Here is a 15,799-nt window from a genome sequence, read left to right on the forward strand (position 1 = left end):
CCGCCCTATGCCGTGACGTTTATGAAAGGACCGACGGGCCATGTCCGTGGACAACACCCTGGTCGTGCCGGTCGAGGTGGCCGCCCTCGCCGTCAACCGGCAGACCCGCGACACCGGAGACCACGTCTTCCAGCGCTGGAACACCAACTTCAAGGGCCTCGGGCGGGGCGAATCGCCCGAGCCGACGCCCTTCGACGGCCTTGAGGTATGGCCCGGTGACGAAAAGCGCCTCGGCGTCTATCTGCAATGGGAACTGCCCGCCGCTCTCACCCGCGGCCGGCACGACGAGGAGGAGGGCGTCGGCGACTTCCCCCTCGTCCCCAACCGGTGGCTGGTCGTCCGCCACGCGGAGGGCACCGGCACGCTCACCGCCTGGGTCGTCGAAAGCGACTACCTGGATCCGATGAACGGCACCGTCTCCTTCCAGGACCCGGACAGCGACACCCCCAAGGCGACCCTGATCGGCAAGTGCCACCAGCTCCACGGCCCCTGGCAGGAGCCCGCCGCCCCGCACACACCCTTCCTGACCGCGATCGGCCCCGGCCTGCTCACCTTCTCCGTCTTCCAGCCCTACAACCAGAACGTCTTCTCCATGCACGACACCCTGGACGGTGTAGCGGATCGGGACCGGCTGAGCTACTTCGTCGCCGGCTGGTACGCCGACCCCGGCAGCGACATCCTCGCCCACGGGGTACCGGTAGGCCTCGCGGAACGCCTGCGGCGCCTGGAGTGGACCCAGCCGGTCGGCTCCGGCAGCGGGATCCGCGCCTCCGTCTACACCGGCACCGTCCTCGGCCTGGACTGGGACCTGACCGGCCCGGTCCCCGACCCCCCGTGCCCGAGCAGCACCGACGTCACCGTGATGGTCGCCAACACCATGTCCGAGGCCGCGGCCGAACTCAGCTCGCAGGCCGGTGGCGCGGAAGCCTTCTCCACGGACGAGGCCGACCTCTTCCGCGCCTTCCTCCTCGGCGGCACCGAGGGCCTGGCGGAACGCGACCGCCCCGAAGCCGACATCCTCACCGACCGCCGCGCACACGACACCGCCTTCGGTCCCGTACCCGGCGGCTACCGCTGGTTCATCGGCGAACGCGGCGAGGACCCCGGCCGCATCCCCTCGCCCGCCACCGCAGCCGCCCAGCGCACCGCCCGTACGGCGGAGGCGGCCACCATCGCCGACCTCAACCGCAAGCAGGCCGAACACGACGCCCCCGAAGCTCAACTGGACGCCGCCCGCGAACGCCTCTACCAGCTGTGGTGGCTCAGCCAGCGGGAACGGCAGCCCCAGCAGTTCCGGCAACGCATCGCCGGCGAACTCGACGCCGCCAAAGCCCGGGTCACCGACCTGGCCCGCCAGCTGACCGAGCAGCGTCGTGCCCTGCCCTGGGGGAAGACCGAGGAGCAGCTGGCCACGAGCATCGACACCCTCTACCCCGCCTTCGGCGCACGCACCGCCCGGCGGCTCATCCGCGTCCCCACCCAGGACTACGAATACTGCGCGGACCCCGTCGTCGCTCTGCAAGGCGGCCGACTGCACGCCCCCCTCACCCGCGACACCCCGCTGCCCGGCCGCACCCCCGACCGCCTGGTCACCCGCGCCTCCGGCATCACCACCAGCGACGTCACCGACCTCGCACGCCAGGTCGACCTGACCAACCTGCCCGCCTGCTTCCACGCGCTGCTGACCGAATTCCTCATCCTCGACCGGGCCCTGGCCGCCGACGGCATCCACGACGTCGACGGCACGCTGCCCGAATACGGCACCAAGCCCTGGGAAATGCCCTGGCAACCGCTGTATCTGCTCTGGAAGGCCGAGTACTTCCCCCTGCCGTTCCGCGCCAGTGACACCGCACGCTGGGAGTTCGTCGAAGGCTCCCGCTACCAGTGGCAGGACCAGTGGCAGGAGACCGCAACCCCCCGCTTCACCCCCGACTACCAGGTCATCTCCGGACGTCAGATCCTCACCCCCGCCGCCGGGCACGCCGCCGACGGCGCCCTCGCAAGCTACGCCCGCACCCGCGACCACCTCCCCACCGACAGCCTGAAACGCCTGCGCGCCAGCATCCGCAACACCGACCTGCTCTCCCAGACCCTCGACGGCTTCGGCGCGGCCATCGCCCAGCGCCAGCCCCACGCCGGGCTCCAGCCCACCAGCGACATCGCCGACCTCATCGGCAACGGCAACTACCCCCCGCCCGACCCCGGCGGCTTCCCCACCGACGACTGGGACCCCTGGCCCGAATCCACCTTCCAGGAACTGCGGGCCGGGCAACTCGCCTTCTTGGAACTGTCCGTCGTCGACCGCTTCGGACGCGCCGTCAACCTCATCGGCGAGGACAGCCACTTCCGGCCCGAAATGTCTCCCACAATGCGCCCCGCCCACCCCGTCCAGAGCCACGACAGCGAACGCCTCGTCGAACTCGGCCCGCGTCTGCTGCAGCCGGCCCGGCTCACCTTCGCCTTCCTGTCCGCCACCGGCGACGACGACACCGACCTGGTCCCCGGCACCAACCCCGTCTGCGCCTGGCTGCTCCACAACCGCCTCGACCACTCCCTCGTCGTCTACACACCCGAGGGCGCGACGCTCGGCGAACTACGCGTCACCCTCAACCCCGACAGCCAGCACGAGGTCTCCTGGACGGCCCTGCCCGGCTCCGGCCTCGACGACTTCGAGCAGTTGCAGACGTTCTCCCCGCACGCCTACGACCTGCTGAGCGCCATCAAGACCCGTGGCCCGGATACCTTCGACGCCTTCCGCGCCACCATCGACAAGGCCCTGGAGGCCATCGATCCCGACGGCCCGGCCGACCCCGGCCTCGGGTTCCTCCTCGGCCGCCCACTCGCCCTGCTCCGCACCCGGCTGTCCCTAGACCTGCGCGGCCCCCTGCGCACCGACACCGGCTGGCAGCACCTGTTCGACCCGCCACAGCCACAACTGCCGAGCTACCCCTGGAAGATCCGCCTCGGCGAAGCCCAGCAAACCGACGACGGCCTGGTCGGCTACGTCCTCGACAACGACTACGACCACTTCGAAACCATCACCACCCCCGCCGCAGGCACCGACGGCTACCTGCGGCCGATCGGCGACAAACCCAGCCTGGAACTCAACTTCGGCGCCCACAACACCGCCGTCGCCACCGTCCTGTGCGACCCACGCGCCGCCGTCCACGCCACCACCGACATCCTCGCCACCAAACGCGTCCTCATCCCCCAGGAATTCACCGACCAAGCCCTCGCCCGCATGGCCGTCAACTTCCGCACCGGCCCCCTCCTCGCCGGCACCACCGAACTCAAAAACGACCAGGCACAGACCGTGGAAACCGCGGTGATGCCCGCACCGGCCGGCATCACCGGCACCTGGACCTGGACGGAGAAACGCGGCACCACCTGGGAGAAGCTCCCGATCCTCAGCCAGGACCAGTCCGACCTCCCGCTGGCCCAACCCGAGATCCGCTCCGGCTTCCTCACCCTCGACAACGCCACCGCACACACCCGCACCAACGGCTGACACCGCCCACTGGCCCCGCCCCCACCAGCACACCCGCAGGCCGGCGCGCCCGCCACGCCGGCCACCCCAAGGAGCATCGCCATGGCCCTGGTCTCCCCCACCCGCATCACAGACCCCACCGCCCAAGAACCGCTGCTGACCTACGACCTGGCCACCAGCCCCGACCCCCTCAAAGCATCCCCCGAAAACCCCGCCACACCCGAAGAAACCGGCGAGCTGATCATCACCGCCTCCCGGAACAGCGGCACCCCGGCCGACGTGGAATTGATCAAGGTAAAAGTACCGGCCGGAACAATGTCACCGGACCTGGCCACCAACCTGTCCAGCATCAACCCACGCATCACCCTCAACGGCTGGACAACCCAACGCCAAGAATCCTACGACGAAATCATCTTCACCCCCACAGCCAGCCACGAAACGATCGGACCCGACAACGGCTTCACCATCCAACTCTCGCAAATCCCCATCAACCGCAAAGTCGGCACCGCACAGATCGAAGTAACCGAACACTCCCGGGAAGGCGAAAATGGCACCTTCAAAGACAGGACCACCGTGTTCAACGTCGGCAAATTCCCCGCCGACTTCTACATGAAGGAATTCAAGGTCGAAGGCGACCTCGTCATCGACAACGGCGGCGAAGCCACCCTGACCTGGCAACGCTCCACCAACGCCACCTACGAACTCCTCTACGGAAACACCAACCTCAACGTCACCAACGAAACCACCCGCACCATCACCAACATCAAATCCGACACCACCTTCTACCTCCGCGGCACCACCAGCAACGACCCAACAAACCCTGTCACCCGCATCCTCACCGCCCACATCACCGTCCGACGACCAGACCTCGAAGTAGGAAACCTCACCGTCCACGGCGCGGTCACTGGCAACCTGACCCTCACCCGCGGCGCCCTGACCCTCCAAGAAGGAAGCCTCCACGTGAACGGTGCCGTCACCGCACGTGGCAATGTGACCGTTACCGAAGGAACCCTGACGGCCAGCGGCCCCACGAACCTGGCAGGTCCGACGCAGCAGCTCCAATCCAGCGAACTGACAAACGGAGCCTACGTTTGGGAGTTCCGGGCAGAGACATCAGGGCTCGTCCTCGTAGTGGTGCACGTCCAGGATTTTGATAGCTATGGCGGCGTCGGGATCTACGCTGAGGGCGAGGATGACGTGGTCTGGCGGCGTTGGCAGTACGACCAGAACAACCACACAGTTGTAGGCGTCGTGAGGAGTGGAGTAACGTTCCGAATCGGCTGCAGCAAGAGTGGTACAGGGCGGGTGATGCGACACGCCTATTTCATTCCGTTCGGTGACCATGGAATCACATCACCTGGGACAGTCGGCGAAGACCGTGCGGTGAAAGAAATCTCAGCGACCACGCTGCCTCAAGGGGATCTTCCGCTCACTCTGGAGGAGTTGCGAACGCGGGACGGTCACGCATAGGTGCAGCAGGTCGTCTGACGATCTGCACTGCCCTCCTGGATACAGGCGCCCGTACGCTGCGGACAATCGGACACGCTTGCCAGCCTTGACGAACGGGATACAAGTTCGCTGGTCAGGCGGCGGGGAAGCCACCAGCAAGAGTGCGCCGATCCTCAGCCAGGACCAGCACGACCTGCCACTGGCCGAACCCGAGATCCGCTCCGGCTACTGAAGTTGAATTCGTGATGTCGGTCTGATGGTGGTCAACCGTCCATGATCAGGCCGGTGGTGGCGAGGCATCCGTCGATGAGGTGAGGGCGGTACTGGATCTGCTTCAGGCTGCGTTTGACGGCTCGGGCGAGCTGGTCGAGGTTGGCGGCGGCGAGGTTGCCGATGGTGCGCTTGACCAGCGACCAGATGCCCTCTTGCGGATTGAGGTCCGGTGCGTACGAGGGGAGTTGGAAGACGGTCAGCCAGTCCTGGTTCGCCTGGATGAACGCCTGCATCGGCGGCATCAGGTGAGCGCGCAGGTTGTCCCACACGAGCACGATCGGGCCGCCGAGCCGGATGTGCGCGCGGATGAGCAGGTCGCGGTAGTCCTGCCAGGTCAGGCCCTTCTTCTCGCCCTTGCGGCCGCGGTAGACGTGGAAGCTGTAGAACATCCGGGACCTCTGACCGGGTTTGTAGCAGCTCAGCCCCGCCATGGAGACCCGGCCGGCTCCCCGGCCACGCACCCGCACGACTGGCGTGCAGCCGAGCCTGCCCCAGGTCCTGGCACGCGGCGGCCTCATCGACTGCCCGGCTTCGTCCTCAAAGACAAGCCAGGCCCCGCGGGCCGCCGCGGTGCTTTTACCCGCGGCCACGTCTCCTTCTTCCACAGCTCAACCGCCGCATCGTCGCGCTCGATCGCCCGGCGGGCCGGCTGCTGCCAGGACCAGCCGTGCCGCTTGAGCAGGACCCACGTGCCCTCCACGGTGTAGGAGACGTGGAACAGCCGACCGATCAACGTCTTCACCCGCGCGAGGGTCCACCGCTGGTCCTCCCAGCCGTGGGCCAGCGGCCCACGCTCCAACTCCCGTTCCAGCCGCGCGATCTGGGCATCGGACAGCTTCGGACGACCGGGCGAGCCCTTCGAGGCGACTCCCGTTGCCCCGCCCTCGCGCCACTGCCGGCGCCAGCGCTCCACCGAACGCACGCTCACCCGCATCGCGGCCGCGATGTCCCGGCTCTTCTCGCCGTCCTCGAAGCGTTCCACAGCCTGCCGCCGGATCCGCTCCCGCGCGGCCCTCTCCGCGTCGGTCAAACCGCCGCCCTGTGCATACCTCACAGCACACGACTACCGGGATCGCCCCTCCGCAGGCAGGCGAACGCTACTGCTTCACCCATCCGAGCGACATCACGGATTCAACTTCAGTACCTCACCCTCGACAACGCCACCGCACACACCCGCACCGACAACTGACACCACATCACCAACCCCGCCCTTGCCGATAACCTCATCCGCACTGATGAGAGCCGGTGAGCGGTGATCCACCGGATGCCGGCCGAGTCGGCACTCTGGCGAGACTGGCGATTACCCCAGCATGATGATCAGCCGTGCTGCTGCGACTGGCCTACCTGGGTGCGACGAACGCGTTCGCGATTCTGCGACTGCTGCCGACGAGCGACCACGACAAGGACATGGAGATCCCCGCACTGCGCCATCAGATCACCGTGCTGGAGCGGCAGCTGAGCGGACAGCGCGTACGGTTCGAGGCGAGCGACCGGGCCTTCCTGCCAGCCCTGCTGCACCGGATACCGACGCACGCGCTGCACCGAATGCGCTTGCTGGTACGGCCGGACACCATTCTGCGATCGCACCGCGACCTGATCGCCCGCCACCACGCCACTCGCTCCCGGCCCAAGCGCGGCGGCCGACCGCGCACCGTACGCTCCGTCCGTGCCCTGGTCCTGCGGCTGGCCGCCGAAAATCCGGCATGGGAGTACCGGCGCCTGCACGGGGAGCTTCTCGTCCTCGGCATAAAGGTGGCCGCCCCCACGATCTGGGAGATCCTCAAGGAGGCCGGTATCCCACCGTTACCCGAGCGCACCTCCACTACGTGGGCGGCCTTCCTGCGCTCCCAGGCCGACGCACTCCTGGCGTGCGACTTCTTCGAGACGATCACCCTGTCCGGAGCCCGCCGGCAGGACGCCGGCCGCGACCGGTTCGCCCAGCTCGTCCGCCACGCCGCAGCCGCCCAGCGCGACCGGCTCACCTGACCGCCTGCCGCGCCCACCCAGCCGCGGATTGGCCGGAGTCCCATCCCCCCGAGCTGGTCGACTCCCGCAGGGCGCCCCGAAGCTCCGTCAACTGTGAGCTCCCTGGCCGTCCGCCCGCGCGAGCCTCTGGCGCGCCCCGGATCGTTACGCACAGTAGCGAAGTTTGGGAGTCCGCAGCGTCCACGCCGACATCGCGACGACCGGCCGTACGTCGGTACACCCAGGTGCGGGTCCTCACCGCGAGCCGCAGGTCAGGGCCCCAATCCGGCGTTGGTGGTCGCATGGTGGTCGCAGACGACCATCGGGGCGGTACCCCGGTAGCCTCCGCGGGTCGCTCAAGGACTAACTGCCGCAGGAGGCTGGGGAATTTGCGCAAGTCAGGACGGCCGGGCCGGGTCTACCGCCGATGCGGGTGCCGTGATGCCACCCGGCGTCAGCTCGGCGCAGCCTGCCCGCGCCTGGCCGAGGAGGGACATGGCACGTGGACGTTCGCCGTCGACATTCCCTCCCTCAGCGGCCGCAGGCGCACCGTGCGCCGCGGCGGGTTCGAGGACGAGTGGCATGCCGAGACCGCGCTGCGACGCTTCCTCGAAGGCCGGCAGCTGGGCTTCGACGCCGACCCGCACGAGACGGTGGCCGCCTACCTCACCAAGTGGCTCAAGAGCATGGAGTTCCTCCTCAAACCCACCACCTACGCCCGCTACCGCACCTACGTGCTCTGCGAATTGATACCCGTCTTCGGCAAGCTGCACCTGGAGGAGCTCGCCCACGACCACATCTCCGCCTACGCCCACGAGCAGCTCGACGCCGGCCGCGGACGCCAGGCCGTCTACCACTGCCTCGCCACGCTCTCCAGCGCCCTGGGCACGGCCGTGCGCACCCACCGCCTTCCCTTCAACGCCGCCCAGCCCCTGCCCATGCGCAGGCCCCGCCCCGACGAACGCGTCCCGTGGACCGCGGAGCAGGCCGTCGCCTTCCTCTCCCACTGCCGAAACGTCGACCCCGCCTTCGCCGACCTGTTCGAGGTCATCATCGGCACCGGCCTGCGCAAGGGCGAGGCGCTCGGCCTCCAGCGCCCGTGCGTGCGGCTGGACGACCGCGTCATGTACATCCGCCACACCCTGTCCGCCATCGACAACCACGAACTCGTCCTGACCGCACCGAAGACCAGGAAGAGCCGCAACTGGGTGCCCCTGTCCGAGCGCGTCGCCGCCGCCCTCCAGCGCGCCATGGACCGGAGCACCGCCACCGTCAACGGCCACGTCTTCCAGGGCCCCGACGGCAAGCCCCTCCACCCGGCCGCCGTCCGCCGGCGCTTCCACGAGCTGCGCGAACAGGCCGCACTGCCCCACGTCACCATCCACGACCTGCGCCACCTCGCCGCCACCCTCGCCCTGGAGGGCAACGTCTCCATGGCCGTCATCTCCAAGACGCTGCGGCACTCCACGCTGTCGACCACCGCGAACATCTACAGCCACCTGACCTGGGACGTCGCCCGGGCCGCCGTGAACACCATCGAGGCAAGGCTCCACCTCGTCGAAGCCCGCACCCAGTCCGGCCCCGACGCCCCTGCCCACGAAGTCGGCTTGCCGAACCCGCTGTTCAGCCACGCGGCCTGACGGCCCCACCGCTGCAGGCGGCTCGGCGCTCCTGGCCGCTCCGGCCACCAGGGCCGACAAGCAACCGGGATTCCCGGCTCATAGCTGACACCCGATAAACGTGCGGCCTGTCGAAGCAGATGACGCCGCAGGTTCTGTCGGCATGCCTATTTCCCGCGAATCCTGGCCCATTTCAGCGCCGAAGAGGCGACCAGTCCGCGATCGACGGCACGCGGATTCCCGGATGAATGAACAAATGCCCCGTCACGACCAGGTCGGAGGGGCCAGGCCTGCGGAAACGCGCTCAGCGAGGCGATGTGAACGAGCGTTCACGACCACATTGCGACCACCAAAGGAAAAAGCCGTTCCTATCATTTCGATAGGAACGGCCTCCGACCTGCGGAAATGCTGGTCGGGACGACAGGATTTGAACCTGCGACCCCTTGACCCCCAGTCAAGTGCGCTACCAAGCTGCGCCACGTCCCGTGGTCCCGATGCTTCCGGCCAGTTGCCTTGCGGCTTCTGGTCTTCGGCTTCTTGACCTTGCCCCCGGTGTCCCGGCGACGTGGAAAACAATACAGCACAACGGGGGGTGCTCGCTGCCAGGTATCCATCGCCGGTGTGCTGGGGGTCGGTGGGGTGGTGCAGGTCAGGGTGTCGGGTGGTGGGAGTCGTAGCGGAGGAAGGCGGGGCGGCGGGCGGCGAGGAGGAGGACGGCGGCGAGGCAGGCGAGGCCGCCGGTGACCACGGAGACGGCGGGGGAGGTCAGGGAGGCGACGGTGCCGGACTCGAAGTCGCCGAGGCGCGGGCCGCCGGCGACGACCACGATGAAGATGCCCTGGAGGCGGCCGCGCATGTCGTCGGGGGCGGCGACCTGCATCATCGTGTTGCGGAAGATCATGCTGATGGTGTCGGCGCAGCCCGCGGCGGCCAGCAGCGCCAGACCGAGCCACAGCTCGCGGACCAGGCCGAAGGCGGTGATCGACAGCCCCCAGGCGGCCACCGAGGCCAGGGTGGCAGCGCCGTGCCGACGGACCCGGCCGACCCAGCCGGAGAACGCGGCTCCGAGCAGCGCGCCCACCGCGGGTGCCGCCACCAGCAGGCCGACGGTGCCCGGGCCGCCGCCGTAGAAGCCAACTGCGATGGCGGGGAAGAGTGCCCTGGGGAGGCCGAAGATCATGGCGGCGAGGTCGGCGAGGAAGCTGGTGCGCAGGTTGGGCTGCTCGCGGAGGAAGCGGAGGCCGTCCAGGACCGAGGCGCGCCGCTTGCGCTCGCCGTCGCCGCCGGGCCGCATCGAGGGCAGCCGCCACATCGCGTACAGCGTGGCGCTGAAGGCGACGGTGTCCACCAGGTACGCGGCCTGGGCTCCGTACGCGCCGATCAGGACGCCGCCGAGCATCGGGCCGACGGTCGAGCCGAGGTTCATGCTGACGGTGTTGAGGGCGTTGGCGGCGGGCAGCTGACGGCTCGGCACCAGACGGGGGATCATCGAGGAGCGAGCGGGTGAGCTGAGCGCGAAGAAGGCGGCCTGCACGGCCACCGCTGCGTACAGCACCGCGACCGCGTGCGACCCGAGCAGCGCCTGCGCCGCCAGGGCGGCCGAGACGAGCGCGAGCCCGCCCGAGCCGATCAGTCCGAGCAGTCGGCGGTCCACGGTGTCGGCGATCGCGCCGCCGTAGAGGCCGAAGGCGACCAGCGGCACCAGGGCGAAGAGCCCGACCAGGCCGGTCGCGAGGCTGGAGCCGGTGAGTTGGTAGACCTGGACGGAGACCGCCACGGCGGTCATCTGCTGCCCGATCGAGGAGACGGACTGTCCGAACCAGACCCGCCGGTAGTCCGGTATCTCCCGCAGCGGGGTGATGTCGGCGAACGCCCCCTTGGCCAGCCGCCGCAGCGGTCCGCGCGCCCGGTCCGGGCCGGGACGATCTACATCCGGATGGTCCGCCCCCGGATGGTCGTCGGCAGGACCGGACTCCCCAGCGGACGGCGAGGAGGGTGAGGAGGGTAAGGAGGGTGAGGAGGGTGAGGACGAGGACGGCGATGCAGAGGACCGCGACGAAGAGGACGGCGAAGGCGAGGGAGGATTAGTCGACACGGAGACTCATGGTCGGCCACACCCCGGCCCTCGTCGCCACCGCCCCTGCCGTCACCGCTCCTCCTCGCCCGAAAGCCCACCCGATGGCCCCGCCCGCAGCGCACCTCAGTAACCGTCGCAACCCAGCGCACAGCACCCACCGCAGCGGCGGCTACCGGCTCAGGACCTGCTTCTCCCCGGCCTCCACCGCGATCGTCAGCCGGTTGCCGGGCGGCGGGAACGGGCAGATGAAGTGGTCGGCGAAGGCGCATGGTGGCAGGTGGGCGCGGTTGAGGTCGAGCACGGTGCGCCCGTCCTCGTCGGGTGCGGGCAGGGTGATGAAGCGGAACCGGTACGTCTCACTCCCGCTGGTGGCGTCGCCGATCACACCGCTCAGCCGCTCGCCCGCACGGCTGACGGTGAGGGTGTACGGCTCGCCGGCCAGGCTGAAGGCGATCTGCCCGGTGACCGCCAGCAGGCGATCCCGCCCGTCGGCGTTGGGTACGGTCACCGACCGGTCCGCCTCGAACGGGGTGAAGACGGCCGGTACGGCCCACTCCGGCGCGTAGGGGTAGACGGTGATCCCGGCGAACGCGGCACGGGTGGGCGAGTCCGGGTCGAAGACCCGCAGCGCCAGCTCGCCCTCGCGCTCGATCGGGACCAGCAACCGGTCGTCCAGCGTGGCCAGGTCGGGTTTCTGCATGGTGTCGGGGCGCAGCGCGACCTCACCGTCGACCGCCTCCCCCGCGCCCTTGACCCGGATGTCGTCATCGGCCTTGGCGCGCAGCCGGACCCGGCCCTCGGAGGCCCACCAGAGACCGGGCAGGCCGGGGATCCCGGTGGGTTCGGGTTCCAGCCAGTAGGTACCGGTGAGGGCGAGCTGGCCGTGCGGTGCGGCCACCGAGGCGGTACGGGCCTCGGTCCATTGCTTCCATTCCTCTGCGGCTGTCACGGTTCAACCCTCCCGGGTAGTTCAGGACGACGATTCAGGACGACGATTCAGGACGGCGGTTCAGGAAGACGATTCAGGACGGCGGTTCAAGAAGGCGGTTCAGGAAAGCTATTCAGTGCAGTGACTCAGGCCAGCGGTTCAAGGCGTCGGCTCAGGAGATCGGTCGAGCCGAACACCTCAGCTGCGCCCGGCGAGGGGCCGAAACAGCCCCTCCTGCATGACGGAGACGACCAACTGCCCCTTCCGGTCGTAGATCTGGCCGCGCGCCAGGCCGCGCGCACCGTGCGCGATCGGCGACTCCTGCCGGTAGAGCAGCCAGTCGTCGGCGCGGAACGGCCGGTGGAACCACATCGCGTGGTCGAGCGAGGCCATGTCGAAGTTCCGTTCGCCCCAGAGCGGTTCGACGGGGGCGCGGACGGCGTCCAGCAGGGTCATGTCGCTGGCGTAGGTGAGGGCGCAGACGTGGATCAGCGGGTCGTCGGGGAGGTCGCCGTTGGTGCGCAGCCAGACGCCGCTGCGCGGTTCGACGCCGATCAGCTCGTCCTTGCTCCAGCGCAGGCGGTCCACGTAGCGGATGTCGAAGGGCTGGCGGCGGCTGATGAAGGGCGGCAGTTCGCCGAGCCTGGAGCCGACCTCGTCCAGCGCGCTGGGCAGGTCCTCGGGGGCGGGCACGTCGGGCATCGCGTCCTGGTGCTCGATGCCGCCCTGCTCGGGCTGGTGGAAGTCGGCGGTGAGGGCGAAGATGCTCCGGCCCTGCTGGATGCCCAGGACGCGCCGGGTGGTGAAGGAACGGCCGTCCCTGATCCGGTCGACCTGGTAGACGATCGGTACGCCGGGCACGCCGGGTCTCAGGAAGTAGGCGTGCAGCGAGTGCACCGGCCGTGCGTCCTCCACCGTGCGCCCCGCCGCGACCAGGGCCTGACCTGCGACCTGGCCGCCGAAGGTGCGCTGGAGGGCCTCCTCGGGACTCCGGCCACGGAAGATGTTGAACTCGATCTGTTCCAGGTCGAGCAGGTCGACTAGGTGATCGACGGGGGTCTCCATGGCTGCGCTTCCTCTCTGGACGGTCTCGCGAGGCACACTCCGCCCGACGGCCGCCTCCGCTTACCCAGAAGTCTGCTCGGCCCGCCGGAATTCCCGTCGGGCGGGGTACGCGTCCGGCGGTGTCCCCGTCCGAGTACGTCAGCTGCCCGCCGCCGTACGCCGGCCCCCCTGCGTCCCGGCCTGCCCGATCCCCGACTGCCGGACGGTGATGTTCAGCCGCCCGACCAGTCCGAGCGCCGGGTCGGCGGTGCCAGGGAGGGTCCGCAGCACCCCGTGGTAGGCGAACCTGGACGGTCCGCCGAAGACCACCAGGTCGCCGCTGCGCAGCTCCAGGTCGGTCCAGGGGCGGGTGCGGGTCTCGGTGTTGCCGAGGCGGAAGACGCAGCTGTCACCGAGCGACAGGGAGACCACCGGAGCGTCGATCCGTTCCTCGCGGTCGCGGTGCAGGCCCATCTTCGCGCCGTGCGGGTAGTGGTTCACCATCCCGATGTCGGGCCGGTAGCCGACGGCACCGGCGATCTCGGGCAGCTGCGGACCGTACGCCTCGGCGAGGGCGCGGACGGCCAGCTCGCCCAGTTCCGGCGGGAACGGCTTGACCGGTGCTCCGTCGCCGTCCACCACGGTGCGGGCGTAACCGTACGGGTACCAGTGCCAGCCGAGGCTGAGCATCCGCACCGACATGACGCCGCCGCCGGGCATCCGGACGGTACGCATCCCGGCCGGCGGGCGGGCCCAGGCGCGGCAGGCCGCGACCAGTTCGCGCTGCTCGGCCGCGTCGAGCCAGTCGGGCAGGTGGACGGCGCCCGGTGCCGGTTCGGCGCGTCGGCGCGGCTCTGCCGGGAACAGCGGCTCGGCAGGGAAAAGGGGGAACGTTTCGCCGTCCATGTCCCCATCCTCGCAGCAGCCGACCCCACCCAAGCCCCTGGAACCCGGCTCGAAGGCCCTCTGCACCCGCCCGACCCCTCCCCGGCCGCTCCCGGCCCTCTCCGGCCCCTCCCGGCCCCTCCCGGCCCTCTCCGGCCCCTCCCGGCCCCCACGAGTCGGGCCCCACCACCCCACCACCTCGCACGGCGGCTTCAGCCGTTCGGCGCACACCTGACCGGTTGCGGGTGCAGCGCGACGGGTCCAGGGCTGAGCTGGGAGTACGCCTGCCGAGGAGCCCGGCCGAGGAGCCCGCATGAAGACCCTGGATTTCAAGATCATCGACCTGCCCGAGGCCTCCCTCGACAAGACCGCCGTCCTGGTCACCGGGCCGCACGAGGCGCTCCTGGTGGATGCGGGCTTCACGCTCTCCGACGGACGCCGCCTGGTGGACGAGGTCAGGGCCTCCGGCAAGCGGCTGACCACGGTCTTCGTCAGCCACGGCGACCCGGACTTCTACTTCGGCGCCGAGGTGCTCCAGGACGCGTTTCCCGAGGCCAGGTTCCTCGCCGCGCCGGCGGTCGTGGAACACATCAAGGAGACGTACCCGGCCAAGCTGGAGACCTGGGCACGGCTCGGTCCCGAACTGTCGACCCGCCTGGTCCTGCCGGAGCCGCTGCCGGGCGGCGCCGTCGAGTTCGAGGGTCACCGGCTGGAAGTACGCGGCGCGGACTTCCACCTGCCGGACCGGCACTACCTGTGGGAGCACCGGCAGCGGGCCATCCTCGGTGGCGTACTGCTGTTCCAGGGGCTGCACGCCTGGACGGCCGACACCCCCACCCCGGCGCAACGCGGAGCCTGGATCGATCTGCTGGACGAGATGGAGGCGCTGAACCCGTCCTTCGTCGCGGCCGGACACCGCAGAGCCGGCGCGTCCGCCGACGTCTCCGCGATCGGGTACACCCGGGAGTACCTGCGGACCTTCGAGACCGAGATCGGTCAGGCCGAGAACGCGGAGGCAGCACGGGCCGCGCTGGAACGGCACTACCCGCAGGCCGGATTGAAGCTCGCCGTCGAGCTCGGCACCAAGGTCGCCATGGGCGAACTGCACTGGCAGTAGCGGTCGTTGCAGCCGCCACCAGAACGCGACCGGTCACCGCAGTCGCCGTCGACGCGGCGAGGCCGGCCGCCCCCGCCGGAGGGGGACGGCTGGCCTCGAACGCGGAGCGCGTCCGGGGTCAGACGGAGAGGACCTGGCCCGGGAAGATCAGGTTCGGGTCGCCGCCCACGACACCGGAGTTGTCGCTGTACAGGGTCTTCCAGTCGAGGCCCTTGGCAGCGGCGATGGAGCTCAGGGTGTCGCCGGACTTCACGGTGTAGGTGGCACCGTTGCCCTTCGCGGCGGGAGCCTGCGCGGCTTTGCCGCCCTTGCGGTCGGCGCGGTGCTCGGCGCGCTTGTGCTCGGCGCGCTGCTCGGCCTTCTTCTGCTCGACCGGCTGCTGCGCGGCCTTCGGAGCATCGGTGGCGCTCTTCGCAGCCGGGGCCTTGGAGGCGGCAGCGGGGGCGGTGGTGTCGACCTGGGCAGCGGCACCGCCCTTGGTGAGACCGGCCTTCACCGAGCAGACCGGCCAGGCGCCGGGGCCCTGCGAGGCGAGGACCTTCTCGGCGACGGCGATCTGCTGCGCCCTGGTCGCCCGGTTGGCCTGCGCGGCGTACTGGGTGCCACCGAAGGCGGCCCAGGTGCTGGCGGTGAACTGGAGGCCGCCGTAGAAGCCGTTGCCGGTGTTGATGCTCCAGTTGCCGGTGCTCTCGCACTGGGCGACCTTGTCCCAGGCGGCGACCGAGGCGGCCGAAGCCGTCGTGGCCGTGACGAGGCCGGCCACCGGAAGGACGGCGACCGCGCCGCCCAGGACGGCCACCCGGACGCGGTTGCGCTTGGTGGCGGTGGTCGTGGCAGCGGCGGTCTCGTTACGGAAAGCCATGAGAGTCCTCTCGACAGCCCCGGGCGGGCATGCGGAACCAGGCCCTGGGGGCCGATCCGCTCGCCGCGTCCGCAAGGCGGCCGTGCACGTGTC

The 15,799-nt window shown here is 69.8% G+C and carries 13 protein-coding genes and 1 tRNA gene; 6 read left to right on the forward strand and 8 right to left on the reverse strand.

The window, feature by feature from the left end; all coding sequences use genetic code 11:
- Positions 1 to 40: 40 nt before the first annotated feature.
- The 3 genes from UK12_RS41070 to UK12_RS44335 all read left to right on the forward strand — a co-directional run bounded on the left by UK12_RS41070 (position 41) and on the right by UK12_RS44335 (position 5,168).
- Positions 41 to 3,508, forward strand: a complete 3,468-nt coding sequence (locus UK12_RS41070; RefSeq protein ID WP_197084691.1) for a hypothetical protein — start codon at positions 41 to 43, stop codon at positions 3,506 to 3,508.
- Between the two features lie 81 nt (positions 3,509 to 3,589).
- Complete coding sequence (locus UK12_RS36420) at positions 3,590 to 4,957, forward strand: hypothetical protein (protein ID WP_052681732.1); 1,368 nt, start codon at positions 3,590 to 3,592, stop codon at positions 4,955 to 4,957.
- Between the two features lie 85 nt (positions 4,958 to 5,042).
- The gene (locus UK12_RS44335; protein ID WP_269432002.1) at positions 5,043 to 5,168 is read left to right on the forward strand and encodes a hypothetical protein; all 126 of its coding nucleotides are present in this window, start codon (positions 5,043 to 5,045) and stop codon (positions 5,166 to 5,168) included.
- Positions 5,169 to 5,199: 31 nt separating this feature from the next.
- On the opposite strand, the gene UK12_RS09100 is transcribed toward UK12_RS44335, so the two are convergent.
- On the reverse strand, positions 5,200 to 5,727 hold the full coding sequence (locus tag UK12_RS09100; RefSeq protein ID WP_231591107.1) for a transposase: 528 nt from the start codon (positions 5,725 to 5,727) through the stop codon (positions 5,200 to 5,202).
- A complete protein-coding gene (locus tag UK12_RS09105) occupies positions 5,724 to 6,239 on the reverse strand; it encodes a winged helix-turn-helix domain-containing protein (RefSeq protein WP_197084692.1) in 516 nt (171 codons plus the stop codon). Before UK12_RS09105 ends, UK12_RS09100 begins: the two co-directional genes overlap by 4 nt.
- Positions 6,240 to 6,532: 293 nt before the next feature.
- Here UK12_RS09105 and UK12_RS43110 point away from each other — a divergent pair, with 293 nt between their 5' ends.
- Entirely contained in the window at positions 6,533 to 7,195 is a 663-nt protein-coding gene (locus tag UK12_RS43110) for a helix-turn-helix domain-containing protein (protein ID WP_231591108.1), read from the forward strand.
- 368 nt (positions 7,196 to 7,563) lie between these two features.
- Positions 7,564 to 8,814 carry a tyrosine-type recombinase/integrase gene (locus UK12_RS09115; RefSeq protein WP_197084693.1) on the forward strand — a complete coding sequence of 417 codons (1,251 nt, stop codon included), beginning with the start codon at positions 7,564 to 7,566 and terminating at the stop codon, positions 8,812 to 8,814.
- A 388-nt stretch (positions 8,815 to 9,202) separates the two neighbouring features.
- Here the strand turns inward: UK12_RS09115 and UK12_RS09120 are convergent.
- The 5 genes from UK12_RS09120 to UK12_RS09140 form a co-directional block, all read right to left on the reverse strand.
- A tRNA-Pro gene (locus tag UK12_RS09120) sits at positions 9,203 to 9,279 on the reverse strand.
- A gap of 163 nt (positions 9,280 to 9,442) precedes the next feature.
- Complete coding sequence (locus tag UK12_RS09125; protein WP_197084694.1) at positions 9,443 to 10,888, reverse strand: MFS transporter; 1,446 nt, start codon at positions 10,886 to 10,888, stop codon at positions 9,443 to 9,445.
- Between the two features lie 151 nt (positions 10,889 to 11,039).
- A complete protein-coding gene (locus tag UK12_RS09130) occupies positions 11,040 to 11,819 on the reverse strand; it encodes a DUF1684 domain-containing protein (protein WP_045301591.1) in 780 nt (259 codons plus the stop codon).
- Positions 11,820 to 11,996: 177 nt separating this feature from the next.
- Positions 11,997 to 12,863, reverse strand: a complete 867-nt coding sequence (locus UK12_RS09135; RefSeq protein ID WP_045301593.1) for an acyl-CoA thioesterase — start codon at positions 12,861 to 12,863, stop codon at positions 11,997 to 11,999.
- A 138-nt stretch (positions 12,864 to 13,001) separates the two neighbouring features.
- Positions 13,002 to 13,748 carry an alpha-ketoglutarate-dependent dioxygenase AlkB family protein gene (locus UK12_RS09140; RefSeq protein ID WP_045301595.1) on the reverse strand — a complete coding sequence of 249 codons (747 nt, stop codon included), beginning with the start codon at positions 13,746 to 13,748 and terminating at the stop codon, positions 13,002 to 13,004.
- 292 nt (positions 13,749 to 14,040) lie between these two features.
- On the opposite strand from UK12_RS09140, the gene UK12_RS09145 reads away from it, so the two are divergent.
- Positions 14,041 to 14,844, forward strand: a complete 804-nt coding sequence (locus UK12_RS09145) for an MBL fold metallo-hydrolase (protein ID WP_045301597.1) — start codon at positions 14,041 to 14,043, stop codon at positions 14,842 to 14,844.
- A 118-nt stretch (positions 14,845 to 14,962) separates the two neighbouring features.
- Here the strand turns inward: UK12_RS09145 and UK12_RS09150 are convergent, their stop codons facing one another.
- On the reverse strand, positions 14,963 to 15,706 hold the full coding sequence (locus tag UK12_RS09150) for a transglycosylase family protein (RefSeq protein WP_052681734.1): 744 nt from the start codon (positions 15,704 to 15,706) through the stop codon (positions 14,963 to 14,965).
- Between the last annotated feature and the right edge of the window lie 93 nt (positions 15,707 to 15,799).

Source organism: Saccharothrix sp. ST-888, from assembly GCF_000955975.1.
Lineage (GTDB): Bacteria > Actinomycetota > Actinomycetes > Streptomycetales > Streptomycetaceae > Kitasatospora.